Origin of the sequence: Streptomyces sp. NPDC004327 (assembly GCF_042873935.1) — a bacterium.
Classification (GTDB): domain Bacteria; phylum Actinomycetota; class Actinomycetes; order Streptomycetales; family Streptomycetaceae; genus Streptomyces.
On record NZ_JBIAME010000008.1, the window covers coordinates 422227 to 448147 of the forward strand.

General features: G+C 73.6%; 25 protein-coding genes. 7 read left to right on the plus strand and 18 right to left on the minus strand.

From position 1 onward, the window contains the following. The first annotated feature begins 75 nt into the window (after positions 1 to 75). From ACFYU9_RS28030 to ACFYU9_RS28040, 3 genes are read left to right on the plus strand one after another with little or no spacing between them, the layout of a single operon-like run. Entirely contained in the window at positions 76 to 561 is a 486-nt protein-coding gene (locus ACFYU9_RS28030; protein ID WP_389346466.1) for a hypothetical protein, read from the plus strand. After that, positions 549 to 3200, plus strand: coding sequence for an ATP-binding cassette domain-containing protein (locus tag ACFYU9_RS28035; RefSeq protein WP_389346469.1), 2652 nt, complete (start codon positions 549 to 551; stop codon positions 3198 to 3200). Before ACFYU9_RS28030 ends, ACFYU9_RS28035 begins: the two co-directional genes overlap by 13 nt. Next, positions 3197 to 3883, plus strand: coding sequence for an ATP-binding cassette domain-containing protein (locus tag ACFYU9_RS28040; RefSeq protein WP_389346471.1), 687 nt, complete (start codon positions 3197 to 3199; stop codon positions 3881 to 3883). Before ACFYU9_RS28035 ends, ACFYU9_RS28040 begins: the two co-directional genes overlap by 4 nt. 16 nt (positions 3884 to 3899) lie before the next feature. On the opposite strand, the gene ACFYU9_RS28045 is transcribed toward ACFYU9_RS28040, so the two are convergent. Then, positions 3900 to 4421 (minus strand): transglycosylase family protein, encoded by a 522-nt coding sequence (locus ACFYU9_RS28045; RefSeq protein WP_389346474.1) that lies wholly within the window; start codon positions 4419 to 4421, stop codon positions 3900 to 3902. Positions 4422 to 4633: 212 nt separating this feature from the next. On the opposite strand from ACFYU9_RS28045, the gene ACFYU9_RS28050 reads away from it, so the two are divergent. Both ACFYU9_RS28050 and ACFYU9_RS28055 read left to right on the plus strand, forming a co-directional pair. After that, on the plus strand, positions 4634 to 5416 hold the full coding sequence (locus ACFYU9_RS28050; protein WP_389212436.1) for a hypothetical protein: 783 nt from the start codon (positions 4634 to 4636) through the stop codon (positions 5414 to 5416). 167 nt (positions 5417 to 5583) lie between these two features. Further along, the gene (locus ACFYU9_RS28055; protein ID WP_389212434.1) at positions 5584 to 5808 is read left to right on the plus strand and encodes a hypothetical protein; all 225 of its coding nucleotides are present in this window, start codon (positions 5584 to 5586) and stop codon (positions 5806 to 5808) included. Between the two features lie 122 nt (positions 5809 to 5930). Here ACFYU9_RS28055 and der read toward each other — a convergent pair whose 3' ends face one another. From der to aroH, 5 genes are all read right to left on the minus strand, one after another. After that, positions 5931 to 7379, minus strand: coding sequence for a ribosome biogenesis GTPase Der (der, locus tag ACFYU9_RS28060; protein WP_389212432.1), 1449 nt, complete (start codon positions 7377 to 7379; stop codon positions 5931 to 5933). An 83-nt stretch (positions 7380 to 7462) separates the two neighbouring features. Then, a complete protein-coding gene (locus ACFYU9_RS28065) occupies positions 7463 to 8107 on the minus strand; it encodes a lysophospholipid acyltransferase family protein (RefSeq protein WP_389212430.1) in 645 nt (214 codons plus the stop codon). Further along, positions 8104 to 8778, minus strand: coding sequence for a (d)CMP kinase (gene cmk, locus ACFYU9_RS28070; protein WP_389212428.1), 675 nt, complete (start codon positions 8776 to 8778; stop codon positions 8104 to 8106). The genes ACFYU9_RS28065 and cmk overlap by 4 nt, the downstream gene beginning before the upstream one ends. A gap of 111 nt (positions 8779 to 8889) precedes the next feature. Next, positions 8890 to 9978, minus strand: a complete 1089-nt coding sequence (locus ACFYU9_RS28075; RefSeq protein ID WP_389212426.1) for a prephenate dehydrogenase — start codon at positions 9976 to 9978, stop codon at positions 8890 to 8892. Further along, positions 9975 to 10337 carry a chorismate mutase gene (gene aroH, locus ACFYU9_RS28080; protein ID WP_389212424.1) on the minus strand — a complete coding sequence of 121 codons (363 nt, stop codon included), beginning with the start codon at positions 10335 to 10337 and terminating at the stop codon, positions 9975 to 9977. Before aroH ends, ACFYU9_RS28075 begins: the two co-directional genes overlap by 4 nt. Positions 10338 to 10548: 211 nt before the next feature. Between aroH and ACFYU9_RS28085 the strand changes: the two genes are divergently transcribed. Next, the gene (locus tag ACFYU9_RS28085) at positions 10549 to 10884 is read left to right on the plus strand and encodes a DUF952 domain-containing protein (RefSeq protein ID WP_389212422.1); all 336 of its coding nucleotides are present in this window, start codon (positions 10549 to 10551) and stop codon (positions 10882 to 10884) included. Positions 10885 to 10971: 87 nt separating this feature from the next. Then, positions 10972 to 11649, plus strand: coding sequence for a DNA polymerase beta superfamily protein (locus ACFYU9_RS28090; RefSeq protein WP_389346476.1), 678 nt, complete (start codon positions 10972 to 10974; stop codon positions 11647 to 11649). Positions 11650 to 11696: 47 nt separating this feature from the next. Here the strand turns inward: ACFYU9_RS28090 and ACFYU9_RS28095 are convergent, their stop codons facing one another. The 12 genes from ACFYU9_RS28095 to ACFYU9_RS28150 all read right to left on the minus strand — a co-directional run bounded on the left by ACFYU9_RS28095 (position 11697) and on the right by ACFYU9_RS28150 (position 25496). Further along, entirely contained in the window at positions 11697 to 12740 is a 1044-nt protein-coding gene (locus ACFYU9_RS28095) for an ADP-ribosylglycohydrolase family protein (RefSeq protein WP_389346478.1), read from the minus strand. Then, positions 12737 to 13480, minus strand: coding sequence for an NUDIX domain-containing protein (locus tag ACFYU9_RS28100; RefSeq protein ID WP_389213104.1), 744 nt, complete (start codon positions 13478 to 13480; stop codon positions 12737 to 12739). Before ACFYU9_RS28100 ends, ACFYU9_RS28095 begins: the two co-directional genes overlap by 4 nt. Before the next feature lie 80 nt (positions 13481 to 13560). Continuing rightward, the gene (locus ACFYU9_RS28105) at positions 13561 to 14451 is read right to left on the minus strand and encodes an AAA family ATPase (protein WP_389213102.1); all 891 of its coding nucleotides are present in this window, start codon (positions 14449 to 14451) and stop codon (positions 13561 to 13563) included. A 173-nt stretch (positions 14452 to 14624) separates the two neighbouring features. Further along, entirely contained in the window at positions 14625 to 15815 is a 1191-nt protein-coding gene (locus tag ACFYU9_RS28110) for a pseudouridine synthase (RefSeq protein ID WP_389212418.1), read from the minus strand. Next, a complete protein-coding gene (gene scpB / locus ACFYU9_RS28115; RefSeq protein WP_389213100.1) occupies positions 15815 to 16384 on the minus strand; it encodes an SMC-Scp complex subunit ScpB in 570 nt (189 codons plus the stop codon). The genes ACFYU9_RS28110 and scpB overlap by 1 nt, the downstream gene beginning before the upstream one ends. Before the next feature lie 38 nt (positions 16385 to 16422). After that, on the minus strand, positions 16423 to 17616 hold the full coding sequence (locus ACFYU9_RS28120) for a segregation/condensation protein A (RefSeq protein WP_389346480.1): 1194 nt from the start codon (positions 17614 to 17616) through the stop codon (positions 16423 to 16425). A 59-nt stretch (positions 17617 to 17675) separates the two neighbouring features. Beyond that, the gene (locus ACFYU9_RS28125) at positions 17676 to 18191 is read right to left on the minus strand and encodes a hypothetical protein (protein WP_389346518.1); all 516 of its coding nucleotides are present in this window, start codon (positions 18189 to 18191) and stop codon (positions 17676 to 17678) included. Beyond that, positions 18188 to 19213, minus strand: a complete 1026-nt coding sequence (locus ACFYU9_RS28130; protein WP_365346797.1) for a ParA family protein — start codon at positions 19211 to 19213, stop codon at positions 18188 to 18190. Before ACFYU9_RS28130 ends, ACFYU9_RS28125 begins: the two co-directional genes overlap by 4 nt. A 449-nt stretch (positions 19214 to 19662) precedes the next feature. Further along, entirely contained in the window at positions 19663 to 20778 is a 1116-nt protein-coding gene (gene ald, locus ACFYU9_RS28135) for an alanine dehydrogenase (RefSeq protein WP_389212413.1), read from the minus strand. Positions 20779 to 20925: 147 nt separating this feature from the next. Beyond that, entirely contained in the window at positions 20926 to 22953 is a 2028-nt protein-coding gene (locus ACFYU9_RS28140; protein ID WP_389346482.1) for an NB-ARC domain-containing protein, read from the minus strand. Positions 22954 to 23123: 170 nt separating this feature from the next. Then, a complete protein-coding gene (locus ACFYU9_RS28145; protein WP_389212410.1) occupies positions 23124 to 23750 on the minus strand; it encodes an NUDIX domain-containing protein in 627 nt (208 codons plus the stop codon). An 87-nt stretch (positions 23751 to 23837) separates the two neighbouring features. Beyond that, positions 23838 to 25496, minus strand: coding sequence for a CTP synthase (locus tag ACFYU9_RS28150; RefSeq protein WP_389213098.1), 1659 nt, complete (start codon positions 25494 to 25496; stop codon positions 23838 to 23840). Positions 25497 to 25921 lie beyond the last annotated feature (425 nt).

Sequence of the window (25921 nt, forward strand, 5' to 3'; positions counted from 1 at the left end):
GCACGCCTGATGAGTCCAGAGTGGTCTGATTCGGGGCATAGTGCAAGGAAAGGGCGCGAAGGTGGTGATGCCCTCGTGTGGTCGCCGTCCCGGACGGTCCGGTTGCTGCTGTGGGGCGGCCTCGCGTCGGTCGCCGGCGGCGCGGTGCTGTGCGTGGTCGGGTGGTACGGCGTCTCGGGCGAGGTCCTGGTCGCCCGGCAGCTGCCGTACCTGGCGTCGAGCACGGCGCCGGGAGCGGCGCTGCTCGTGGCGGGTGCGGTGCTGCTGGCGGGGTGGGTGCGGACGGAGGCGTCCCGGCCCGTACACCCGGAGCCGGAGCCCGGGCCCGAGCCGTCGTCCGGGCTGGAGCCCTCGTCCGGGCCCGAGCCGCTGTCCGGACCCGAGCCGTCGTCCGGGGGCGCGGCCGGGCAGCCCACGTCCACGGGCCCACCGCTGCGCGTCCCCGGCGGCACCCTCGCCCACCGGCCGGACTGCCCGCTGGTGACGGGCCACCCGGAGGCGGTGCCGGCCGGGGACGCGGAGCTCGACCCCTGCCCGGTGTGTGAGCCGTGGCCTCGCTGACGTACGACCTCACCCTCGCCGGCCTCGCGATCGGCAGCGCCGCCGCGCTCACCGGCATCGGACTGATCGTCACGTACCGCGCGACCGGCGTCCTCAACCTGGCGCACGGCGCGATCGCGATGATCTGCGCGTACGTGCTGCGCGGGCTCGTCGTCGAGTGGGGGTGGCCGCTGCCGCTCGGGGCGCTCGTCACGCTGCTCGTGGTGGCGCCGGGCATCGGTCTGGTCCTGGACCGGGCGGTGTTCCGGCCGCTCGCGCTCGCCGGGTCCAACCCGGCGCAGACGCTGGTCGCGTCGATCGGCGTGTTCGTGCTGCTCGTCGGCGCGGCCTCGCTGATCTGGGGCAACGACGCCCGGGCCGACGCGCCCGTACTGCTGGGTGACGATCCGTGGACGCAGCTGGCGGCGGTGGTGGCGCTCGCGTGCCTGGTCGGGGCGGTGACCCGGTGGACCCGCTTCGGCCGGGAGCTGCGCGCCGTCGTCGACAACAGGCCGCTGGCCGAGCTGTCCGGCATCGCGACCGACCGGGTGTCGGCGGCGGGCTGGGCGTTCGGCGCGTTCACGGCCGGCTTCACGGGCGTGCTGCTCGCGCCGTACGTACGGCTCGACCCGTACGGCATGCCGCTGCTGGTCGTGGAGGTGATCGCGGTCGCGGTCCTCGCCCGGATGCGGAGCCTGCCGGTGGCGATCCTCTCGGCGCTCGCCCTCGGCGTGGCGCAGGCCCAGCTGACCCGCCTGCACCCGGAGGGCTGGGCGGGCCCGCTGGTCGAGGCGGTCGGGGCGAACCTGTTCGTGGTGGCGCTGCTGGTCGCGGCGCTCGTGCTGCCCGGGGTGGGCGGGACGGACGCGCTGCCGCCGCCGGTGCGGGGCACCCGGGTGCCGGCGGGCGTGTGGCTGGTGGCGGGCGTCCTGCTCCTGTTGCCCCTGGGCTTCGCGGGCGAGGACCTGTCGACCGCGGTGCAGGTCCCGGCGCTCGCGGTGATCCTGCTGTCGCTGGTGGTGGTGTCGGGCCGGGGCGGCCAGATCGCGCTCGGGCAGGCCGCGTACGCGGGGCTGGGCGCCCTGTTCACGGCCCTGCTCGCGGCGGCCGGGCTGCCGGAGCTGGTGGCGCTCGGGGTGGCCGCGCTGTGCGTGGCGCCGCTCGGCCTGCTCACCGGATGGCCCGCGATCCGCCGCCACGGCCTGGCGCTGGCCCTGGCCACGCTCGCGATCGGCGTCGCGGTGAGCCGCTTCGTCTTCGCGCAGCCGTACGCGACGGCGGGCCTGACCGTGCGGCGCCCGGCGGGCCTCGACGGCGACCGCCGCTACTACGCCCTGGAGCTGGTCCTCCTGGCCGGCGCCCTGCTCCTGGTCGCCGCGCTGCGCCGCGGCCGCACCGGCCGCGCGCTCGCCGCCCTGCGCGACCACGAACCGGGCGCGGAGGCCGCCGGCGTCCCCGTCGCCGCCCTCAAGCTCCTCGCCTTCACCCTGGGCGCCGCCCTCGCCGCCCTCGGCGGCGGCCTCCTCGCCATGTCCGTCCGCGCCTTCGACCCCGACACCTTCGACCCGATCCGCGGCCTGCTCTGGTTCACCGCCGTCCTCGTCCTCGGCGCCGACTCCCTCCTCACCCCCCTGCTCGCCGCCACCCTCCTCATCACCCTCGACGCGGCCACCCACGCGGGCGTGGCGGTGGCCCTGATCGGCCTCCTGGCAGCCCTGACGGGCCGCGTCCCACCACTGACGGAACTGCTGGCCCCTGCCCGCGCGACGGGCCGGACGAGCAAGGAGACCCGGCCCTCTGAGCCGAAGGCCCCCTCCCCCACCCGCCCGGCAGCCGCCGACGGCGCCGCGCGCCCCGCCGGAAGACCCGCACCTCGCTCCACCCACGGAACGGGTGGTGCGGGTGGGAGCGGCAGCCCGGCCGGAGGCCGGGCGCAGTCTCACCCGCCCGCGGCCGCCGGCGGCGCCCAGGCGCCCGGCACGGGCCGGCGCCGCCCCTCGGCCACGCCCGGCGGCCCCCGGCTCGTCGCCCACCGCCTCAGCCTCACGTACCCCGGCGGCCCCACCGCTCTCGACCGCGTCGGGATCGCGCTCGCGTCCGGCCGGGTGACCGCCGTGGTCGGGGCGAACGGGGCCGGGAAGAGCACGCTGTTCGACTGTCTCGCGGGGAGTGCGCGGCCCACGGCCGGGCGGGTCACGCTCGACGGGGTGGACATCACGCGGCGGCCGGCCCATGCCCGGCAGCGGCTCGGCATCGCGCGGACGTTCCAGCAGCTGGCGGTGTTCCCGTCGCTGACCGTGGAGGAGAACGTGCGGGTAGGCGCGCGGGACGGCGCGGCCGTGGAGGCGGCACTGCGGCTGTTCGGCCTCGCGGCCGAGCCGGTGCGGCACGGACCCGCCGCCGGGCTGCCCACGGGGACCCTGCGCCGCGTGGAGCTGGCCCGGGCCCTCGCGAGCGGCCCGCACACGCTGCTGCTCGACGAGCCGGCCGCGGGGCTCGACGCGGCGGAGACGGCGGACCTGGCCCGTGTCCTCGCCGCGCTCGCCGCCGACGGACTGACCGTTCTCGTGGTCGAGCACGACCCGGACCTGGTCGCCGGCATCGCGCACACCGTGCACACGATGGAGGCAGGCCGGATCGTTCCGAGGAACAGCTCATGACCGTCGAGATCGCCCTGCGCCGCGCCCGGGTCCGCTACGGCCCGCTGGAGGCCCTGCACGGCCTGGACCTGCCGGTCCCGGCGGCGACCGTGACCGTCCTGCTCGGGCGCAACGGCGCCGGCCGCACCACCGTGCTGCGCGCGCTCGCCGGCACGGTGCCGCTGGCGGCCGGGCGGGTGGTGTGGGGCGGGCGGGACGTCACCGGGCTGCCGGCCCACGTCCGGGCCCGCCGCGGGCTGTGCTTCGTACCGGATCTGCGGGCGGTGTACGGAACGCTCACGGTCGCCGAGAACCTGGACCTGGCGGCGCCGGGCCGCCGGGACGAGGCGCTCGCCGCGTACCCGGAGCTGGGCCCGCTGCTCGCCCACCGCGCCGCGACGCTGTCCGGCGGCGAGCGCCGGATGCTGGCGCTCGTCCGGGCCGTCCTCGCCGCCGCCCCGGCCGGCGCCCCCGCCCGCGTGGTCCTCGTCGACGAGCCGTCGCTCGGCCTGGCGCGGACGGTGGCCTCCCGTACGTACGGGCTGCTCGCCGCGCTCACCGGCCCGCCCGCCCACGCGGCGGTCGTCCTCGCCGAGCAGCGGGTGCCGCCGGGGCTGCCGGCGGGCTCGGTGGCGTACGGGCTGAGCCGCGGGAGCCTCGTGTCCGGCGACGAGACCGGCCACGGCACACGGCCTACGGGCTGAACCGCGACAGCTTCGCCTAGAAGGTGAGGCGCAGCATCGTGCCGACCATCAGGCGGTTCGGGTCCGGGCCGATCGCGGAGCGGTTCGCCTCGTACAGCGCCTGCCAGCCGCCCTGGACGCGGAAGCGGCGGGCGATCGAGCTGAGCGTGTCGCCGTGCTGGACGACATGGGCGCGGCCGCTCAGCCCGTACCGCTTCGAGCAGACCGGCCAGGCGCCCCAGCCCTGGACGCGCAGCACGTCCTCGGCGACCGTGATCTGCTGCGCGCGGGTGGCGAGGTCGGCGCGCCGGGCGTACCGGCGGCCGCCGAACTCCTCCCAGGTCGGCTGCCAGAACTGCAGCCCGCCGTAGAAGCCGTTGCCGGTGTCGGCGCGCCAGTCGCCGCCGCTCTCGCAGTCGGCGACGCACCCCCACGGCCACTGGTCCCGCACGCACGCCTCGACCGGCGTGGGCGCGGCGGCCGCGGTGCCGGACAGGCCGGGCGGGAGCAGCGCCGCCGCCAGGACGACGCCCGCGGCCCAGTATCGGATCTTCGACATCGGGGCAGGCTAGGCAGCGGTCGCCGGGCCCCGGCCCGTGCCGCGCGGAACACCGTTCACATGCCACCCGGTCGGCGTCACGGGCGCCCGCACGCCCGTCGTACAACTTGTCGCTACTCCACGCGTGACCCCGGCCGAGCCTTCCCCGTTGAACTCGGCATGAGACGACCGGGAATCGCCCGGCGTCGCACGCGAAGAGTCCAGGAGCCCCCGTGCCGCGCATGCTCGACGTCAGCGAGGACGTACGCGCCGAGATCGGCGACGAAGAAGCCGACCGGCTGCTGGCCGGCGAGAACGCCCCGGGCAGCTACGACTGCACCTCCTGCCGTACGCCCGGCGACTCCGAGCAGGAGCGCACCAGCACCGTCCTGTTCGTCGGCGAGGAGACCGCCGTTCTCGCCTTCGCCCACGCCAGCTGCATCCCGTCCCAGGTGGTCCGGGTGGCGGAGGAGCAGCTGCAGGGCGCCGTCGCCTCGATCACGGCGGCCGACACCGCCGACTCGCTCGCGTCCGCCCACCCCGAGCAGGCGGTGCTCGGCGTCACCAGCGGTCTGGTCCTGATCGAGGGCGAGCTGCACCCGGCGCTGGTCGTGGAGCCGACCGCGCCGGTCGCCCGGCCCGGCTCGGCCGGTCTGACGGACGAGTTCCTGCCGCTCCTCGTCGAGCAGGGCTTCCAGCCGGTCGCGGACGTCAACAGCAGGCCCGCGCCGCTGCCCGGCTGGTCCGTGCTCGTCGCCATGGGCCAGCTGCACTCGGTGCTCCAGCCCGGTACCGGCGGCACGGGCCAGGTCGCCTGGTGGCAGGCGCACCAGCCGCTCCAGGTCACCGAGGGCTGGCGGGCGGCGGCCAACAAGTCGCACACGGTGCTGGTCTTCGCCGCCCCGGTCGGCTCCATCGGCCAGCAGCCGCGCGAGGACCTGCTGCGCGACGCGCTGGAGAAGGCCGCTGCCAACGGCCGCCTGGTCGCCGCCGCGATGCCGCTGGCCGGCACGTGACGGACGACCGCCGGGCGCCGGCCGTGCCGCGGCCCCGGCGGGCGCCTCTTTCCGAGGGCCGCCCGCATCTCACGGAGGGCGGGGTCGTTGGCACATACGTGCACGCATACGACCCCTTCCGCCAGCCGTACCAGAATCCGCTCCCGAGCCTGAGCCCCATCCCGGCGATGCGACCCGCCGCGGAAGCCCCGGCAGGATCGGCCGGATCCTCGGCGACGCCGATCTACGACGCCCTGTACTCCGAGTTCCGCCGGTCCTTCCGTACGCTGCCGGGCGACCGCAGCGGCGAGGAGGACGTGGTCTTCCGGGCGTTCGGGGCGTACCGGCAGCTCGGGCAGCAGGCGGGCTGGTCGGCGTACGCGCTGCCGCCGGGCCGCGGCGGTGGCCGGTAACGAGGCAGTAAGGCCGAGGGCCGGGGCGTCGCCGTGACGCCCCGGCCCTCGGCCTTGCTGCTGCCTGCTGCCTGCTGCCTGCTTACTCCTTCTTGCCGCGGCTCACTTCTTCTTGCCGCGGCTTACTTCTTCTTGCTGCGCTTCTCGCGCACGCGCACCGAGATGTGCAGCGGCGTGCCCTCGAAGCCGAACTCCTCGCGCAGCCGGCGCTCGATGAAGCGGCGGTAGCCGGCCTCCAGGAAGCCCGAGGCGAACAGCACGAAGCGCGGCGGCTTGGTGCCCGCCTGCGTGCCGAACAGGATGCGGGGCTGCTTGCCGCCGCGGATCGGGTGCGGGTGGGCGGCGACCAGCTCGCCGAGGAAGGCGTTGAGGCGGCCGGTGGGGACACGGGTCTCCCAGCCGGCGAGGGCGGTCTCGATCGCCGGGACCAGCTTCTCCATGTGGCGGCCGGTCTTCGCCGAGACGTTGACCCGGGGCGCCCAGGCGACCTGCTGCATCTCGGTCTCGATCTCGCGCTCGAGGTAGTAGCGGCGCTCCTCGTCCAGCTCGTCCCACTTGTTGTAGGCGATGACGATGGCGCGGCCCGACTCGACCGCCATCGTGATGATGCGCTGGTCCTGGACCGAGATGTGGTCGGTGGTGTCGATGAGGATGACGGCCACCTCCGCCTTCTCGACGGCGGCGGCCGTGCGCAGCGAGGCGTAGTAGTCGGCGCCCGCCTGGAGGTGGACCTTCTTGCGGATGCCGGCGGTGTCGACGAACTTCCACGTCACGCCTCCGAGCTCGATCAGCTCGTCGACCGGGTCGCGGGTGGTGCCGGCCAGCTCGTTGACGACGACGCGGTCCTCGCCCGCCACCTTGTTGAGCAGCGAGGACTTGCCGACGTTGGGGCGGCCGATGAGGGCGATGCGGCGCGGGCCGCCGACGGCCTTGCCGAAGAGCTGCTCGGGGGCCTCGGGCAGGGCCTTGAGGACCTCGTCGAGGAGGTCGCCGGTGCCGCGGCCGTGCAGGGCGGAGACCGGGAACGGCTCGCCGAGGCCGAGCGACCACAGCGCGGCGGCGTCGGCCTCGCCGGACTGGCCGTCGACCTTGTTGGCGGCGAGGACGACCGGCTTGCCGGCGCGGCGGAGCAGCCGGACGACGGCCTCGTCGGTGTCGGTGGCGCCGACGACGGCGTCGACGACGAAGACGACGGCGTCCGCGGCCTCGATGGCGAACTCGGCCTGGGCGGCGACGGAGGCGTCGATGCCGAGGACGTCCTGCTCCCAGCCGCCGGTGTCGACGAGCTTGAAGCGGCGGCCGGCCCACTCGGCCTCGTAGGTGACGCGGTCGCGGGTGACGCCCGGCTTGTCCTCGACGACGGCCTCGCGGCGCCCGATGATGCGGTTCACCAGGGTCGACTTGCCGACGTTCGGGCGGCCGACGACGGCGAGGACGGGGAGCGGGCCGTGGCCGGCCTCCTCGATCGCGCCCTCGACGTCCTCGAGGTCGAAGCCCTCTTCCGAGGCGAGCTCCATGAACTCCGCGTACTCGGCGTCGCCAAGTGCCCCGTGGTCGTGCTGGTCGTTCATGAAGTCCGTTCCTTGATCATTCGTGGTCGGTGGGTTCCGGTCGGCCGGTCGGCCGGATCCGGGCCCACTACTGAGAGTGTCGCTCAGCGTCCGGTGAGACGCCTGGCGTTTTTCAGGTGGTCGGTGAGCCGCTCCTGGATCCGGACGGTCGCCTCGTCCAGCGCCTTGCGGGTGCGGCGGCCGGATCCGTCGCCGGCCTCGAAGGCGTCGCCGAAGACGACGTCGACGCGGCTGCGCAGCCGGGGCAGGCTCTTGACCAGCCGTCCGGGCGTGTCCGTGCTGCCCAGCACGGCGACCGGGACGATCGGCGCGCCGCTGCGCACCGCGAAGTACGCGAGGCCGGCGCGCAGCGAGGCGAAGTCGCCCTCGCCGCGGGTGCCCTCGGGGAAGATGCCGAGGACGCCGCCGTGCTCCAGGACCGCGAGGGCCTGGGCTATCGCGGTGCGGTCGGTGCTGTGGCGGTCGACCTTGAGCTGGCCGATGCCGTCCAGGAAACGGCCCAGCGGCCCGACGAACGCTTCCTTCTTGATGAGGAAGTGAACGGGCCGCGGGGCGGTGCCCATGAGCATGGGGCCGTCGATGTTGTGCGCGTGGTTGACGGCGAGGATGACGGGGCCGGAGGCCGGCACCCGCCAGGCGCCGAGGACGCGCGGCTTCCAGAAGCCGTACATCAGCCCGATGCCGATGCGACGGCCGACGGCGGCGCCCTTCGCCGAGGGCTCGGTCACTTGGCGGCCGTCCGCTTCTCCTCCACCAGGGTGACGACGCACTCGATGACCTGGTCGAGGGTGAGGTCGGTGGTGTCGACCTCGACGGCGTCGCCGGCCTTGGCGAGCGGGGAGGTCTTGCGGGAGGAGTCGGCGGCGTCCCGCTTGATCAGGGCCTGCTTGGTGGCGTGCACGTCGGCGCCCTTGAGCTCGCCGGAGCGGCGGGCGGCGCGGGCCTCCGCGGAGGCGGTCAGGAAGATCTTCAGGTCGGCGTCGGGCAGGACGGTGGTGCCGATGTCCCGGCCCTCGACGACGATGCCGGCCTCGGCGCCCTTGGCGATGGACCGCTGGAGCTCCGTGATCAGGGCGCGCACCTCGGGGACGGCGCTGACGGCGCTGACCTTGGAGGTGACCTCCTCGGTGCGGATCGGGCCGGCCGCGTCGAGGCCGTCCACCGTGATGGTCGGCTTGAGCGGGTCGGTGCCGGAGACGATCACGGGCTTGGCGGCGGCGTTGGCGACGGCCTCGGCGTCATGGACGTCGACGCCGTTGCTGATCATCCACCAGGTGATGGCCCGGTACTGGGCGCCGGTGTCGAGGTAGCTCAGCCCCAGCTTGGCGGCCACCGCCTTCGAGGTGCTCGACTTGCCCGTGCCGGAGGGGCCGTCGATGGCGACGATCACGGTTTCCACGGTGGGGAACGCCTTCCTGGATGAGCGGGAGCCCCCGGCGGACGTGCGGGGACCCCCACAAGGTTACCGAGTCCGCCGCACCCGTTCGGCCCAGCGGGGCCCGCCGGCCCCTCAGCCCGTCCGCAGGGACCAGCCCCGCTCCCGCAGCGACTCGCTCAGCACCGGCGCCGCCGAGGGCTCGACCATGAGCTGGACCAGGCCGGCCTGCTGGCCCGTGGCGTGGTCGATGCGGACGTCCTCGATGTTGACGCCCGCGCGGCCCGCGTCCGCGAAGATGCGGGCCAGTTCGCCGGGGCTGTCGCTGATGAGGACGGCGACGGTCTCGTACGTGGCGGGGGCGGCGCCGTGCTTGCCGGGGACGCGGGCGCGGCCCGCGTTGCCGCGTCGCAGGACGTCCTCGACGCCGGAGGCGCCGGCCCGGCGCTTGGCGTCGTCGCCGGACTCCAGAGCCCGCAGGGCCCGTACCGTCTCGTCGAGGTCGGCGGCGACGCCCGCGAGGACGTCGGCGACCGGGCCCGGGTTCGCGGAGAGGATCTCGACCCACATGCGCGGGTCGGAGGCGGCGATGCGGGTCACGTCGCGGATGCCCTGGCCGCAGAGGCGTACGGCCGACTCGTCGGCCTCCTCCAGCCGCGCCGCGACCATCGACGAGACGAGCTGCGGGGTGTGCGAGACGAGCGCGACGGCCCGGTCGTGGGCGTCGGCGTCCATGACGACGGGGACGGCACGGCACAGCGCGACCAGTTCGAGGGCCAGGTTGAGGACCTCGGTGTCGGTGTCGCGGGTGGGCGTGAGCACCCACGGCCGGCCCTCGAAGAGGTCGGCGGTGGCGGCGAGCGGGCCGGAGCGCTCCTTGCCGGACATCGGGTGGCTGCCGATGTACGCGGTGAGGTCGAGCCCCAGCTCCGCCAGCTCCCGCTTCGGTCCGCCCTTGACGCTGGCCACGTCCAGGTAGCCGCGGCCGAGCCCGGCCCGGATCGCGCCGGCGAGGGTCGCGGCGACGTGCGCGGGCGGCACGGCGACGAGGACGAGGTCCACCGGCCCCTCGGGCTCCTCGTCCGTGCCGGCGCCGAGCGCGGCGGCCGTGCGGGCCCGGGCCGGGTCGTGGTCGCGGAGGTGGACGGTGACGCCGCGCCCGGCCAGGGCGAGCGCCGCCGACGTGCCGATCAGGCCGGTTCCGATGACGAGCGCGGTTCTCACTGGGCGATGTCCTTGCGCAGGGCGGCCGCGGCACCGAGGTAGACGTGCGCGATCCGGGACTTGGGCAGTTCCGACTCGACGTGCGCGAGGAGCCGTACGACCCTCGGCATCGCACCCTCGATGTCGAGTTCCTGGGCGCAGATCAGCGGGACGTCCACGATCCCGAGGCCGCGGGCCGCCGCGGCCGGGAAGTCGCTGTGGAGGTCGGGCGTGGCCGTGAACCAGATGCTGATCAGGTCGTCGGCGGTCAGCCCGTTGCGTTCGAGTACGGCGGTGAGCAGCTCCCGCACCTGCTCGTGCATGTGTCCGGCGTCGTCCCGGTCCAGCTGGACGGCGCCTCGGACGGCTCGTACCGCCACCTCGTACTCCTTCTCGCCCGCGTCTGCTGTCTGCGCCCGCGTGGGTGCTGCGACCAGCCTAGTCAGCCGCCGGGCGGCGCCGTCGCGGCGCCCGCTCCGCGAGACGCGGCGGGACGCGGAGGGGCCAACGGGGTCGACGGGGCCGACGGGTCGGACGGGGCCGGACGGGGCCCTGGACGGTCCCGGGCGGTCCCGGGGTACAAATGTCGGCATGCTGCTTCACGTCGTACCGCTGGACGCCTGGTCCGCCGACCCCGCTCTCCCCTACGCCCCGTCCTCCCTCGCCGCCGAGGGCTTCGTCCACTGCTCGCCGGACGAACCGGCCGCCCTCGCCGTCGCGGACGCCCACTACCGGGACGTGCCGGGACCGCTGCTGGTCCTGGTGATCGACGAGACCCGGCTGGCCGGCGAGGTCCGCTGGGAGGGCTCGGGGGGCGTGCTCTTCCCGCACGTGTACGGGCCGATCGAGCGGTCCGCGGTCACGGCGGTCCTCCAGGTGCGGCGGGACGCGGACGGGCGGGCGAGGGAGCTGGCGCCCCGGGCGTAGGCGCGGTGCCCGGCCGGGGCCGGGGCGCCCCGGACACGCGCGGAATTGACGTGTCATGCCCACTCCCCCTGACCTAGCCTGGCGCGCATGACTCCCGAGGAACTGGTGCGCGACCACACGATCTACTCGTGTGTCATGGGGTCGCGCGCGTTCGGTCTGGCCACCGAGGACAGCGACGTCGACCGCAGGGGCGTGTACCTCGCCCCGACGCCGCTGTTCTGGCGCTTCGACAAGCCGCCGGCGCACGTCGAGGGCCCGGCGGCCGAGCAGTTCAGCTGGGAGCTGGAACGCTTCTGCGAGCTGGCCCTGCGCAACAACCCCAACGTCCTGGAGTGCCTGCACTCCCCCGTCGTCGAGCACGCCGAGGCGCTCGGCCGCGAACTCCTCTCGCTGCGGGGCGCGTTCCTGTCCCGCCGGGCGCACACCACCTTCGTGCGGTACGCGGGCGGCCAGCGCCGCAAGCTGGACGCCGACGTCCGCCAGTACGGCGCCCCGCGCTGGAAGCACGCCATGCATCTGCTGCGGCTGCTCACCAGCTGCCGCGACCTGCTGCGCAGCGGCGAGCTGCGCATCGACGTCGGCGAGGACCGCGAGCGGCTGCTCGCGGTCAAGCGGGGCGAGGTGCCCTGGACGGAGGTCGAGTCCTGGATGAACCGCCTCCAGGACGAGGCCGACCACGCGCACGCCACCAGCCCCCTCCCCGAGGCCCCGGACCGTGCCCGGATCGAGGACTTCCTGACCCGCGCCCGCCGCGCCTCGGCCTGAGCGTCCTGTAGTCCCCCGGTCGTGCGGCCCTGGAGCCCGTGACCCGCTCACGCGTCCCAGAGCGCGCCGAGGGTGAGCAGTTCGCCGTGGTACTCGACGCGGTCCGTCCACTCCGCCGGCCAGGCGTCCGCGCCCAGGTGGGCGCCGGCGAAGGCGCCGGTGAGGGCGGCGATCGAGTCGGAGTCGCCGCGGGTGCAGGCGGCGCGGCGCAGCGCGGTGAGCGGCTCGTCGGGGAAGAGGAGGAAGCAGAGCAGGGCGGTGGCGAGGGCCTCCTCGGCGATCCAGCCGTCGCCGGTGTACTCGCAGGGGTCGAGTTCGGGGTCGGCGGTGCGCTGGACGGCGTCCAGGCGTTCCAGGACGGCCAGGCACTCGTCCCAGCCGCGCCGGACGAAGTGCAGGGCACTGGGATCCTGGGAGCGGGTCCACAGGTCGCCGAGCCAGTGCTCGTGGTAGCGGTCGCGGTTCTCGTACGCGTACGAGCGGAGCCGGCCGACGAGCCCGGCCGGGTCCGCGCCCTGGGCGAGCAGGTACACGGCGCGGGCCGTGAGGTCGGAGGCGGCGAGCGCGGTGGGGTGGCCGTGGGTGAGGGCGGACTGGAGCTGGGCTGCGCCGGCGCGCTGCTCGTCGCTCAGACCGGGCACGAGGCCGATGGGTGCGACGCGCATGTTGGCGCCGCAGCCCTTGGAGTGGATCTGGCTGGCGTCCTGCCAGAGCCGGTCGGTCGAGAGCAGCTGGCAGGCGACCATGCAGGTGCGCCCCGGCGCCCGGTTGTTCTCGGGAGACCGGTACCACTCCACGTACTCCTCCCTGAGCGGCTGGAGGAGGCGCAGCGGGGCGAGCACGCCCTTGTCCATGGCGGTGCGGATGCCCCGGGCGAAGGCGAGGGTCATCTGGGTGTCGTCGGTGACGCGCCCCTTCCCGGGGAGGGCGAGCGCCCGCCAGGGGCCGTACCAGCTGATGATCCTCGGCACGTCGATGAACTCCGTGGGCAGTCCCAGCGCGTCGCCGAGCGCCAGTCCGAACAGCGCTCCGGTCGCTGCCTGCTTCGTCCGCCGGGCCATGGTCATTCCGTTCGTCGTCCCGTTCGTCATTCCGTGCGTCCTTCCGGTCGCAGCAGCGGCGGGTGGAGTGCCGTGGCCTCTCCCGCCCGGTAGAGAGCGGCCGGTTTCCCCCGTCCGCCGGTGCGGCGCGGCGGTGCCTCGACCGGCCGGACGAAGCCGGGGGTGGCGAGGACCTTGCGCCGGAAGTTGGGGCGGTCGAGTGCGACGCCCCAGACCGTCTCGTACACCTGCCGCAGCTCGCCGAGGGTGAACTCGGGCGGGCAGAAGGCGGTGGCGAGACACGTGTACTCGAGCTTGGCGCCGACCCGTTCGCGGGCGTCGGCGAGGATCCGGTCGTGGTCGAAGGCGAGGCCGACGGCCTCCTCGTACGGCAGCCAGCGGGCCTGTGCGGCGTCGCCGCCGCCGCGCGGCTCGGGCAGGTCGGGGACGAGCGCGGTGAAGGCGACGGAGACGACCCGCATGCGGGGGTCGCGGTCCGGTTCGCTGTAGGTGCGGAGCTGTTCGAGGTGGAGCCGGGCGGTGGTGGTGCCGGACAGGCCGGTCTCCTCGGCGAGTTCGCGGCGTGCTGCCTGCTCGGCGGACTCCTCCGGCAGGACGAAGCCGCCGGGCAGGGCCCAGGCGCCGGCGTACGGCTGCTGGCCGCGTTCGACGAGCAGGACGTGCAGGCGGCCGTCGCGGACGGTGAGGACGGCGAGGTCGGCGGTGACGGCGAACGGTTCGAACGCGTGCTTGTCGTAGGCCGGCGCGTGCCGGTCGTGGTTCTCGGTGATCACGTTGCTCTCGGTGCTCGTGGTGTTCTCGGTGCTCGTGGTGTTCTCGGCGCTCAGGGGGCTGACAGGGCTGACTGGGCTCACAGGTGCTGCTGTTCCGGGTGGTGCGGTTCGGTGAAGTGCCAGCCCTCCGCGAGCAGCGCGTCCACCGCGGCCACGGCCGTCGCGAGGCGCTCCTCGGGCGGGCCGGTGAGGACGACGGTCCGGCGGCCGGTGCGGGCGAGGCGGGTGAGCAGGCGGGCCGTCATCCACGCCCGCAGGCCCTCGGTGCCCGGCGCCGGTGACGGCACGCCGCGGTGGTCGGTGAGCAGCCACAGGTGGTGCCGGCCGCGGGCGGCGATCTCGCCGGTGGCCGGGCTGGCGGCGCCGAGGTGGCGCTCGTGCCGGATGGTGAGCGCGAAGGCGTCGCCGTCGCAGAAGAGCACGGGCGAGCCGTCGCGGGCCGCCTCGTCCTCCCGCTCGGCCTGGCGCTGGGCGACGACGGGGTAGTCGGCGGAGCGCAGCCGGTCGTAGGGCTGGCCTTCCGCCGGCACGTGACGGGTACGGGCCCAGGGGCCGCCGCGCCGCCGGTAGTGGTCGGCGAGGGCGTGGACCAGGGTGGTGGCGCCGGTGGCCTCGGCGCCGAGGACGACGACCCGCCGGGTGAGCGCGGCGCGCACCGGAGCCTCCAGGCGGTCCCAGTGGGCGGCGGGGTCGGTGCGGACGGCGTCGTCGGCGTCGGGCTCCGGGGTGAAGACCGCGTCGACGGGCTCGCGGACCTCCACCTGCTCAGCGCCGATGACCAGGGCCTCGGGGTGCAGCTCCCGCATCCAGGCGACGCGGTCGTCGAGCGGCGCGGAGTCGGTGGCGGAGCCGTGGACGAGGACGGTGACGCGGTCGCAGTGCTGTGCGGCGGAGCGGACGAGCCGGTGGTGGCCCGCGTGCGGCGGGTTGAACGCGCCGAGGACGAGCCCGTGCCCGTACCGGATCATGCCCATGCCCCCATCCCCTTCGAGCATCCCCTTTAAGAGTCAGTCTGACTATAAAAGCGATGGGGCTCGACCACAAGTGCGAAAACGCGAAAGAGGCCCCCGCCCGGTGGGCAGGGACCTCCTCGCAGGTCCGGCGCGCTCGAAAGCGCTGGTCGGACGCGGTGCGGTACGGCCTACAGGCCGACCTCCTTCATCAGCATGCCGACCTCGGTGTTGCTGAGCCGGCGCAGCCAGCCCGACTTCTGGTCGCCCAGGGTGATCGGACCGAAGGCCGTACGGACCAGCTTCTCGACCGGGAAGCCCGCCTCGGCGAGCATCCGGCGCACGATGTGCTTGCGGCCCTCGTGGAGCACGACCTCGACCAGGTAGTTCTTGCCGGTCTGCTCGACGACCCGGAAGTGGTCGGCGCGCGCGTAGCCGTCCTCCAGCTGGATGCCGTCCTTCAGCCGCTTGCCGACCTCGCGGGGCAGCGGGCCGGTGATGGCGGCCAGGTAGGTCTTCTTCACGCCGTACTTGGGGTGGGTGAGACGGTGGGCCAGCTCGCCGTGGTTGGTGAGCAGGATGATGCCCTCGGTCTCCGTGTCGAGCCGGCCGACGTGGAAGAGACGGGTCTCGCGGTTGGTGACGTAGTCGCCGAGGCACTGGCGGCCGTCGGGGTCCTCCATGGTGGAGACGACGCCCTCCGGCTTGTTCAGCGCGAAGAACTGGTACGACTGCGTCGCCACGGTCAGGCCGTCGACGCGGATCTCGTCCTTCTCCGCGACGCGCAGGCCCTGCTCCAGGACGATCTCGCCGTTGACCTCGACGCGGGCCTGCTCGATCAGCTCCTCGCAGGCGCGGCGGGAGCCGTAACCGGCGCGGGCCAGCACCTTCTGCAGGCGCTCGCCCTCCTGCTCGGCGCCCGGGAAGGTCTTGGGGGTCTTGATCTCGGGCTTGTTCGCGTACCGCTCGCGGTTGCGCTCCTCCGCGCGGGCGTCGTACTCGCGCGAGCGCGCCGGGGCGGTGCGGCCGCCGCCGCGCTTCGGGGACTGCTTGGGGCCGCCCTTGGCACCACCGCGGGCCGCGTCGCCGCGACCCCGCTTCGGGCCGCCGCCCTGGCCGCCGTCGGACGGCCGGCCGGCCATGCCCTCGACGTCGTACTGGCGGTCCTCGGGACGGGGCCGGCGCGGACGGCTCGCGGCCTGACCGCCCTGGCCGCCCTGGCCGCCGCGGTTCTGACCGCCCTGACCGCCGCGGCCCTGACCGCCCTGGCCGCCACGGTCGTCGCGGCTGTTGCCCGCGCCCCTGTAGTTGCCGCGGCCGCCGCTCTTGGCACCACGGCTCCCGCCGTTGTTTCCGCTGTTCCTGCCGCTGCTGCTTCGCATCAAACTTCCGTCGTCTTGTCGTCTTCGCCGGCATCCGGTGCATCCGGATCGAACGACGGAACGCCCTCCAGGCTGTCCGGCTCGACCGCCTCCGCCTCGGGGAGGAAGGGCGCGAGCTCCGGAAGCTCGTCCAGGCCGCGCAGGCCCATCCGCTCCAGGAAGTAGTTCGTCGTCCTGTACAGGATCGCACCTGTTTCGGGTTCCGCGCCCGCCTCCTCGACCAGACCGCGCTGGAGGAGGGTGCGCATGACGCCGTCGCAGTTCACTCCGCGCACCGCGGAGACGCGGGAACGGCTGACCGGCTGGCGGTACGCGACGACCGCGAGGGTCTCCAGGGCCGCCTGGGTGAGCCGGGCCTGCTGGCCGTCCAGGACGAACGCCTCGACGGCCGGCGCGTAGGCGGCCCGGGTGTAGAAGCGCCAGCCGCCGGCGACGAGCCGCAGTTCGAAGCCGCGGCCCTGGGCCGTGTACTCGTCCGCCAGCTCGCGCAGGGCGTCGCCGACCTCGCGGGGGGCGCGGTCCAGGACCTTGGCGAGGTGGGCCTCGGTGGCGGGCTCGTCGACGACCATGAGGACGGCTTCGAGGGCGGGCTTGAGGTCGAGATCGCTCACGAGGCGGCCTCCCGGTCTGCGCGGTCTTGACGGTCTTGACGGTCTTGGCGATCTTGGCGATCTTGGCGGTCTTGGCGGTCTGCTCGGTCTTGGCGGTCGTCCTGGTCGAATTCGTCGGTGACGGCCCGGGAGAGGTCCGCCTCCCCGCCCGTCCAGGAGACCGTGAGGTCCCCGAGGGCGGTCTCCTGGTCGAGGGCGACGGCCTTCTCCCGGTAGAGCTCAAGGAGCGCCAGGAACCGCGCCACGACCGTGAGGGTGTCGTCCACGCCCGCCACCAGCTCCCGGAAGCCGAGCGTGCCGTGCTCGCGCAGCAGCGCGACCACCACGCCCGCCTGCTCGCGGACGCTCACGAGCGGGGCGTGGATGTGGTCGACGTACACCTGCGGCTCGGCCTTGGGCTGCATCGCCTTGACCGCGAGCCTCGCGAAGCCCTCGGCGCCGATGGAGATCACGACCTCGGGCAGCAGCTCGGCGTGGTGCGGCTCCAGGCCGACGGTGCGCGGGTGGCGCCGCCCCTCCGCCTCCCACCGCTCGGCGAGGATGTCGGCGATCCGCTTGTACGCGCGGTACTGCAGCAGCCGCGCGAAGAGCAGGTCCCGCGCCTCAAGGAGCGCCAGATCGGCCTCGTCCTCCACCTCGGCGGCCGGCAGCAGCCGCGCGGCCTTGAGGTCGAGCAGGGTCGCCGCCACCACCAGGAACTCGGTCGTCTGGTCCAGGTCCCAGTCCGGCCCCATGGCCCTGATGTGCGCCATGAACTCGTCGGTCACCTTCGACAGCGCGACCTCGGTGACGTCCAGCTTGTGCTTGGCGATCAGCTGGAGGAGCAGGTCGAAGGGACCCTCGAAGTTGGCGAGGCGCACCGTGAAGCGGCCGTCGTCGCCGACGGGACTCGCGGAGGCGTTGGAGGGCGTCGGACCGGCACCGGGCGCGGACGCACGCTCGGGCACGGACTCAGGCACGAGCACGGGCTCAGGCACGAGCAGGGGCGCGGACTCAGGCTCGGGCACGGGCGCGGACTCAGGCTCGGGCACGGGCGCGGACTCAGGCTCGGGCGCGGGGGGCTCCCCGGCGCCGTCAGGCCCCTTCGCCGCGTCCTCCGGCCCCGCCGCGGGCCCTCGCACCGCCCCGGGCCCGCGCCCCAGCACCCTGCGGCGCGGTGGGCGGGACGTTTCGTCAGAGGGTGGGGGCACGGGTGGGTCCTGGTGGAGCGGGTGGAGCGGAGAGAGGTGCGGCTGCGCGCAGCGTAGCGTCAGCGGCCGCGGAGGCGGCGGACGAGGATGCTCGCGTCGCCGCGGGACTCCAGGTCGGCCAGGACGACGGCGACCGCCTCGCGGACGATGCGGCCGCGGTCGACGGCGAGGCCGTGCTCGCCGCGGAGCACCAGGCGGGCGTGCTCCAGGTCCATCAGCTCCTCGGCGGAGACGTAGACCGTGATCTTCTCGTCGTGGCGCTCGCGCCCGCTCGGGCGCCGGTTGGCGGCGGTACGGCCCCGGCGCCGGGCCTGGCCCGGCGCGGCCGGAGCCCCGGCGGACGCCTCGCCCTCGCGGGTGTCCCGGGGGTCCCGCGGGTCCCGGGCGCGCGGTTCCGCGGCCTCGGAGTCCGCGGGGGCGTGCTCGGCGGAACCGGGGACGGAGCCCTCGGCCGCCGCGCCCGCCGCCGAGTCGCTCTCGCCCGCCGGCTGCGGCACGGTCCGGCGCGGTGAGGAGGACTGCAGCGCCATCCCCCCGGTCGTACGGAACAGCTCGTCGGCGCCGGGCAGACTCACTCGGCGTGACACCGGGCGAGCACCTCCCTGGCGAGCTGACGGTAGGCGGCGGCGCCCACGCTGTTCGAGGCGTACGTGGTGATGGGCTCACCGGCGACCGTGGTCTCCGGGAAGCGCACGGTCCGGCCGATCACCGTGTGGTACACGTGGTCGTCGAACGCCTCGACGACGCGCGCGAGGACCTCGCGCGAGTGCACCGTCCGCGAGTCGTACATCGTGGCGAGGATGCCGTCGAGCTCCAGGTCGGGGTTGAGCCGCTCCTGGACCTTCTCGATGGTCTCGGTGAGCAGCGCGACGCCGCGCAGCGCGAAGAACTCGCATTCCAGCGGCACGATGACCTTGTGAGCGGCCGTCAGGGCGTTCACGGTCAGCAGGCCGAGCGAGGGCTGACAGTCGATCACGATGTAGTCGTAGTCGTTCATCAGCGGCTTCAGGGCGCGCTGCAGCGTCGACTCGCGCGCGACCTCGGAGACGAGCTGGACCTCGGCCGCCGACAGGTCGATGTTGCTCGGCAGCAGGTCCATGTTGGGCACGGCGGTCTTGAGCAGCACCTCGTCCGCCGACATGCCCCGCTCCATGAGCAGGTTGTAGACGGTGAGGTCGAGCTCCATCGGGTTCACGCCGAGGCCGACCGAAAGGGCGCCCTGCGGGTCGAAGTCGACGAGCAGCACCCGTCGTCCGTACTCCGCGAGCGCGGCGCCCAGGTTGATGGTCGACGTGGTCTTGCCGACGCCGCCCTTCTGGTTGCACATCGCGATGATCTTCGCCGGGCCGTGGTCGGTCAACGGGCCCGGGATCGGGAAGTACGGCAGGGGCCGTCCGGTGGGGCCGATCCGCTCGCGGCGCTGGCGGGCAGCGTCGGGTGCGAGGGTGGCCGCGTACTCCGGGTCGGGCTCGTACTCGGCGTCGGGATCATAGAAGTGCCCCTCGGGCACCTCGTCGTAGGCGGCGAAGTGGGTGGACTCTCGGCCCATCTCGTTGCCGGCCGTGGCGTTCACGTGTAGGCCGTCCGTCATCTTCATCGTATGGGCTGGCGTCATGGGCTGGTGCGTCGCGAAGGTCCGCACCGCGACGGAGCCGATCGGGGCTCCTGGCTCGCCACTCCCGGGAGTAAATGTCGACTCATTCACAAGTCGTCTTACCTCCTTGGAAGTGGTCAGGAACATTTATCGATAGGTCAGCGTGGCACCATGCCGACGGTTGGCGACTCTATGGCGTGTCACCGCTCCGCAGCAACACAATCCGCCGGACCCGGCCCGATGTGTCGGCAACCGAACACCTCTCTGTCAAGGGTGCGCAGGCATGGAACCGCACGTTTCAGGGGTGCGCGAAACGGTTAAAGAGTTACGTTCGAGGCGAGTTGACCAGGCGTCGGAACGTGGCCGGACACACAGCGGGCCGGACCTTGCTCATCAAGGTCCGGCCCGGTGTGCGGGGTTGACGGCGTGAGTTGACACACCGTCTAAGGGCGTCAGCCCAGCAGGCTGCTCAGCGCGAGGTGCTCGTAGCCGTGCGCCTCGGCGACCTCCTTGTAAACGACCTTGCCGGCATGGGTGTTGAGACCCTTGGCGAGGGCCTCGTCACGGCGCAGCGCCTCGGCCCAGCCGTTGTTCGCCAGCGACACGATGTAGGGCAGCGTGGCGTTGGTGAGGGCGTAGGTGGAGGTGTTCGGGACGGCGCCCGGCATGTTCGCCACGCAGTAGAAGATCGAGTTGTGGACCTGGAAGGTCGGCTCGGCGTGGGTGGTCGCGTGGGAGTCCTCGAAGCAGCCGCCCTGGTCGATGGCAATGTCGACAAGGACACTTCCGGGCTTCATCTTGGCGACGAGCTCGTTGGTGACCAGCTTCGGGGCCTTGGCGCCCGGGATGAGGACGGCACCGACGACGAGGTCGGCCTCGATGACGGCCTTCTCCAGCTCGAAGGCGTTGGAGACGATCGTCTTGACCTTCGTGCCGAAGATCTTGTCGGCCTCGCGGAGCTTGTTGATGTCGCGGTCGAGCAGGGTCACGTGGAAGCCCAGGCCGATGGCGATCTGCACGGCGTTCCAGCCGGAGACGCCGCCGCCGATGACGACGCACTCGCCGGCGTGGGTGCCGGGGACGCCGCCGGGGAGCACGCCACGGCCGCCGACCGAGCGCATCAGGTGGTAGGCGCCGACCTGCGGGGCCAGACGGCCCGCGACCTCGGACATCGGGGCGAGCAGCGGGAGGGCGCGGTTCGCGGTCTCGACCGTCTCGTACGCGATGGCGGTGGTGCCGGAGGCCAGGAGGGCGTCCGTGCACTCCTTGGAGGCGGCGAGGTGCAGGTAGGTGAAGAGCGTCTGGTCCTTGCGGAGGCGGTGGTACTCCTCCGCGATCGGCTCCTTCACCTTGAGCAGCAGGTCGGCGGTGGCCCAGACCTCGTCGGCGGTGCCGAGGATCTCGGCGCCGGCGGCGACGTACTCCTCGTCCGTGATCGAGGAACCGACACCGGCGTTCTGCTCGATGAAGACCTGGTGGCCGTTGCGGACGAGCTCGTGGACACCGGCGGGGGTGATGGCCACGCGGAACTCGTTGTTCTTGACCTCGCGGGGGATGCCGACCTTCATCGTCGATCACGGTCCTTGAATCAGGGGGATGAAACTGGGGCGATGCATACATACCCGGATACACAAGGGCGCACCGGGACACACCACGTTCGAACGCGGCAGACCCAGTCTAATGAAGGAGTTCCCGCTGTCTAGCCTTTCAAAGTACTAATCTTCGTGAGAAGCACTGCGGATTTCGTAGGCGGAAGTTTCGCTTCCAAGGAGTCTGTCCGCAGCGGACCGGTGCAGCCGGGCCGCGGCCGGGTCACCGAGCCGGTCCAGGGTGTCGGCCAGCCTGAGCTGGAGCGCCGCCTGCAGCCGTACGTCCCCGGCGCGGCGGGCCCACTCGATCGCCTCCTCGCAGCTGCGCAGGCATTCCTCGGGGCGTCCGGCGTACTCCTGGACCCGCGCGGCCTCGCTCAACGCCCGTGCGTAGCCGGGGAGATCGGCGAGCCGGCGGTAGCCCGCGGCGGCCGCGCGCCAGCTGCGCAGGGCCTCCCCGTACCGGCCGGCGTAGGTGTGCACGGCGCCGAGCCGGCCGTAGAGCCGGGCCTGGTCGGCGCGCTCGTCGCGGGCCAGGCGCTGGGCGAGGGCGCGGCCGTACCAGTCGCCGGCCCGCTGCCAGTCCCCCAGCTCCTGAAAGCTGCCACCTACGGATTCCATTGCGCGGCCGATCGCATACGGGTCGTTTGCTTCCCTTCCGGCGTCCAGAGCCGACCGATATCGCAGCAGGGCGGCCTGGGTGCGACCGGTTCGCGCGTCGAGGTCGGCCAGGTTGAGCAGGGCCGCGGCCCGCTCGCGGTGCAGTCCGCGCCGCTCGGCGACGTCCAGGACGAGCCGGTGCAGCCCGTAGAGGTCGGGGGCGGCGGCCTCGGCGCCGCGGTGCGCGGTGAGCGCCCGCACCAGGGCCGCGATCAGCCGGCGGGCCAGGGTGTCGAACTCGCCGTCGGCGACCGCGAGCCGGGCCGCGGCGAGCAGCACCGGGCGGCGGCTGTCCAGCCAGGCGGCGGCGGTGGCGGCGTTCGGGAAGCGCAGGGCGCGGGGCAGCCCGGCGAGCTTGCGGCGGGCCGGGGAGCCCTCCGGTTCGGTGACCGCGCGGGCGGACTGCAGGAGCCGGACGGTCCGCTCCAGCATCCGGGCCCGGGCCAGCTGCACCTCGGCCGGGCGGTCGCGCTCCTCCAGCTCGGCGCGGAGCAGCGGGACGAGATGGGCGGGGACCTCGAACCGCCCGTCGTACTCTCCGCCACTGCCCTCCTGCTCGCGGACGAGTCCGAGCGCGGCGAAGTCGGCGAGCGTGGTCGCGGCGGCGGAGACGGAGCAGCCGGTCAGGGCGGAGGCGGTGTGGGCGTCGACCCGGCCGAGCGGGGCGAGGCCGAGGTGGCGCAGTATCCGGGCGGCGGGCTGCGGCAGGGACTCGTGGACCAGGCCGAAGGCGCGGCTGATCGGGTCGCCGGACCTGGCGCGCAGCCGCTTGGTGAGGTCGGCGACGGAGGCCTGGGGGCGGGCGGCGAGCCAGCCGCCGGCCAGGACGAGCGCGGCCGGCATGCCGCCGCACTCCTCGGCGAGGCTCTCGGCGGCCTGCGGGTCGACGGTGACGCGGACCGAGCCGGTGTAGCCGGTGAGCAGTTCGATGGCCGACTTGGGGTCGAGGCCGCCGACGGTGCAGGGCCGGACGTCGGGGATGCCGGTGAGCGGGCCGCGGGCCACGCCGACGACGAGGGTGTCGGGGTTGTCGGGGATGAGCGGGTCGACCTGTTCGGCGTCGACGGCGTCGTCGAACAGCAGCAGCGCGCGGCGGCCGGCGAAGGCCTCGCGGACCAGGGCGGCGAGCTCCTCCTCGGCGGCGCCGGGCGGCTCGGCCACGCCGAGCGCGGCGAGCAGCTCCTGGGCGGCGCGGCCGGTGGGGACGGGGTCGCCGCCGGGTTCGGTGAGCCGGGCCCGGAAGACCCCGTCGGGGTAGCCGTCGGCGAGGGAGGCGACGAGTTCCTCGGCGAGCGCGGTGCGGCCGGAGCCGGGCTTGCCCGCGATGAGCAGCACCCGGGCGCGCGGGGCCTTGCGGCCGGTGAGGGTGTCGAGCCCGGTGCGTTCGATGTCGGCGCGGAGCGCCTTCAGCTCCCGCTGGCGACCGTAGAACCGGCCGGCGCCGACCTCCCGCAGACTTCGTCCGGGGGCACCCCCAACCGCCTGATCCGTCACGGGCCACTCTCCCGTCCACCTGCGCACGACCATCCCGCGGGGGCTCCGCACGGGCGCTCCTGAGCGTAGTTCAGGCGGCCCCGCGCTCCCGGCGGAGCGCGGCGGACAAATCGCCCGATCGGATCACTGGATTGTCGGACCGCCGTGCTCTGCCGGGCCGGAGCGGACGGCTACGCCTCGAAGGGGCGGGCCGGCCAGGGCGCGTCCGCCGGGCGCAGCGCGTCGAGGCCGTCCCCGGTCCTGGCCGCCATCAGCGACAGCGCGCCCACGACCAGGCAGTTGTTGTGCACCTCACCGGCGAGCACCCCGCGCACCAGCTCCGCGAGCGGCACCCGGGCGAACTCCATGTCGGCCTCCTCCTCGGAGACCTCGAAGCGCTCGCCCTCCGCCTCGGAGAGATCGCGGGCGAGGAAGATCCGTACGGCCTCGTCGCAGCCGCCGGGGGTGGTGTAGACGTCGGTGAGCACCCGCCAGTCCTCGGCCTTGACGTGCGCCTCCTCGTACAGCTCGCGCTGGGCCGCGTGCAGCGGGTTCTCGCCGGGCACGTCGAGCAGTCCGGCCGGGATCTCCCACAGCTTCTGCCGCACCGGGTGGCGGTACTGCTTGAGCAGCAGCACCCGGTCCTGCTCGTCGAGGGCGACGACGGCGACCGAGCCGGGGTGGACCTGGTAGTCGCGGCGGGCGACCGAGCCGTCCGGCATGACCACGTCGTCCGTGCGGACACTCGTCTTGTTGCCCGTGAAGGGGGTGGTGGTGGCGACGACCCGCCACTCCTCCGGGGTGTCCTGCACCTGCATCAGTAGTCCTCCCACATACGAAAGCCGGGGTACGCGTCCCCTGAGGACCCGTACCCCGGCAACGTTAACGCCGTCGGTGCCGCGGACTTACTTCGCGGTCTTGCCCGTCTTGCGCTCGACGGCCGCCTTCACCAGGCCCGCGAAGAGCGGGTGCGGGCGGGTCGGGCGGGACTTGAGCTCCGGGTGCGCCTGGGTGGCGACCAGGTAGGGGTGGACGTCCTTCGGGTACTCGACGAACTCGACGAGCTTGTTGTCCGGGGAGGTGCCGGAGAAGACCAGGCCGGCCTTCTTCTCCAGCTCCGCGCGGTACGCGTTGTTCACCTCGTAGCGGTGACGGTGGCGCTCCTCGACGTACGGCTCGTCCGCGTAGGTCTCGCGGACGACCGAGCCCTCGGCGAGCTTCGCCGGGTAGAGGCCCAGGCGCATCGTTCCGCCCAGGTCGCCCGCGCCCTCGACGTACGCCAGCTGCTCCTCCATCGTCGAGACGACGGGGTGCGCGGTGGCCGGGTCGAACTCGGTGGAGTTGGCCTCGGGGATGTCCGCCAGGTTGCGCGCGGCCTCGATCACGATGCACTGCAGGCCGAGGCAGATGCCGAGCAGCGGCACCTTGTTCTCGCGGGCGTACTGGATCGCGCCGACCTTGCCGGAGACACCGCGGTCGCCGAAGCCGCCGGGGATGAGGATCGCGTCGCAGTCGCCGAGCTGCTTCTCGGCGCCGGCCTGGGTCTTGCAGTCGTCGGAGGTGACCCACTTGACCTTGACCCGGGCCTTGTTGGCGAAGCCGCCGGCCCGCATGGCCTCGGTCACCGACAGGTAGGCGTCGGGCAGGTCGATGTACTTGCCGACGAGGGCGACGGTGACCTCGTGCTCCGGGTTGTGCACCCGGTCCAGGAGGTCCTCCCAGACGGTCCAGTCGACGTCGCGGAAGGGCAGGTCGAGCTTGCGGACGACATAGGCGTCCAGGCCCTCGGAGTGCAGCACCTTCGGGATGTCGTAGATCGACTTGGCGTCGATCGCGGCGACGACGGCGGCCTCGTCGACGTCGCACATCAGCGAGATCTTGCGCTTGATGGCGGTCGGGACCTCGCGGTCGGCGCGCAGCACGATGGCGTCGGGCTGGATGCCGATGTTGCGCAGGGCGGCGACCGAGTGCTGGGTCGGCTTGGTCTTCAGCTCGCCGGACGGGCCGATGTAGGGCAGCAGCGAGATGTGCACGACGAAGACGTTGTCGCGGCCGACCTCGTGGCGGACCTGGCGGACGGTCTCCAGGAACGGCAGCGACTCGATGTCGCCGACCGTGCCGCCGACCTCGGTGATGACGACGTCGACGTCGTCGGTGGCCATGCGGCGGATCCGGGACTTGATCTCGTTGGTGATGTGCGGGATGACCTGCACGGTGTCACCGAGGTACTCGCCGCGCCGCTCCTTGGCGATGACCTGGGAGTAGACCTGGCCGGTGGTGACGTTGGCCGAGCCGTCGAGGTCGACGTCGAGGAAGCGCTCGTAGTGGCCGATGTCCAGGTCGGTCTCGGCGCCGTCGTTGGTGACGAACACCTCGCCGTGCTGGAAGGGGTTCATCGTGCCCGGGTCGACGTTCAGGTAGGGGTCGAGCTTCTGCATCGTGACCCGCAGGCCCCGGGCCTTGAGAAGCGCACCCAGGCTGGAGGCGGTCAGGCCCTTGCCGAGGGAGGAGGCGACACCCCCGGTGACGAAGATGTGCTTGGTCGTCGTGGTGTTGGGCGGCATCGCCAAGAGGGGGCTCCCGTGGTCGCGTTCTGGAGGTGCGTACCGGCGTGCCCTCCGGAAGAATCGGGGGGTGCCGTCGCTGCGGTTTCGGGGTCCTCGGCTGTCGCCGTTTCCCACCGGTCCACGGGGTACCAGGGTATCAGCGACATCGGGAGACCGCTTCCGGCCACACGGGGCAGTCGGGTGCACACGGTCCGCGACACGCCGGGCGCGCGGGAGGCCCGGCGCGGGGCAGGGCATCCGGAGCCCGGCGGGGTCAAGACCCATTCACCCGATCGGTGCAACGTCGTCACGTGCGCGGCTCCGCCGCTCACCGGCCTCGTCGTATCCTGCACGGACACGCGCTGCCGAGCCGGACCGGCACGGCACCACCCCCGCCAAGTCAACCGGTACCAAGAGCTCGTCAACGACCCCTTGACCGCTGA

Coding starts and splice junctions, on each gene's coding strand:
- ACFYU9_RS28040 (WP_389346471.1), top strand. CDS start 3,197: ATGACCGTCGAGATCGCCCTGCGCCGCGCCCGGGTCCGCTACGGCCCG.
- ACFYU9_RS28045 (WP_389346474.1), bottom strand. CDS start 4,421: ATGTCGAAGATCCGATACTGGGCCGCGGGCGTCGTCCTGGCGGCGGCG.
- ACFYU9_RS28055 (WP_389212434.1), top strand. CDS start 5,584: ATGCGACCCGCCGCGGAAGCCCCGGCAGGATCGGCCGGATCCTCGGCG.
- der (WP_389212432.1), bottom strand. CDS start 7,379: ATGAACGACCAGCACGACCACGGGGCACTTGGCGACGCCGAGTACGCG.
- ACFYU9_RS28085 (WP_389212422.1), top strand. CDS start 10,549: ATGCTGCTTCACGTCGTACCGCTGGACGCCTGGTCCGCCGACCCCGCT.
- ACFYU9_RS28090 (WP_389346476.1), top strand. CDS start 10,972: ATGACTCCCGAGGAACTGGTGCGCGACCACACGATCTACTCGTGTGTC.
- ACFYU9_RS28095 (WP_389346478.1), bottom strand. CDS start 12,740: ATGACGAACGGGACGACGAACGGAATGACCATGGCCCGGCGGACGAAG.
- ACFYU9_RS28105 (WP_389213102.1), bottom strand. CDS start 14,451: ATGATCCGGTACGGGCACGGGCTCGTCCTCGGCGCGTTCAACCCGCCG.
- ACFYU9_RS28110 (WP_389212418.1), bottom strand. CDS start 15,815: ATGCGAAGCAGCAGCGGCAGGAACAGCGGAAACAACGGCGGGAGCCGT.
- scpB (WP_389213100.1), bottom strand. CDS start 16,384: ATGGTCGTCGACGAGCCCGCCACCGAGGCCCACCTCGCCAAGGTCCTG.
- ACFYU9_RS28130 (WP_365346797.1), bottom strand. CDS start 19,213: ATGAAGATGACGGACGGCCTACACGTGAACGCCACGGCCGGCAACGAG.
- ald (WP_389212413.1), bottom strand. CDS start 20,778: ATGAAGGTCGGCATCCCCCGCGAGGTCAAGAACAACGAGTTCCGCGTG.
- ACFYU9_RS28145 (WP_389212410.1), bottom strand. CDS start 23,750: ATGCAGGTGCAGGACACCCCGGAGGAGTGGCGGGTCGTCGCCACCACC.
- ACFYU9_RS28150 (WP_389213098.1), bottom strand. CDS start 25,496: ATGCCGCCCAACACCACGACGACCAAGCACATCTTCGTCACCGGGGGT.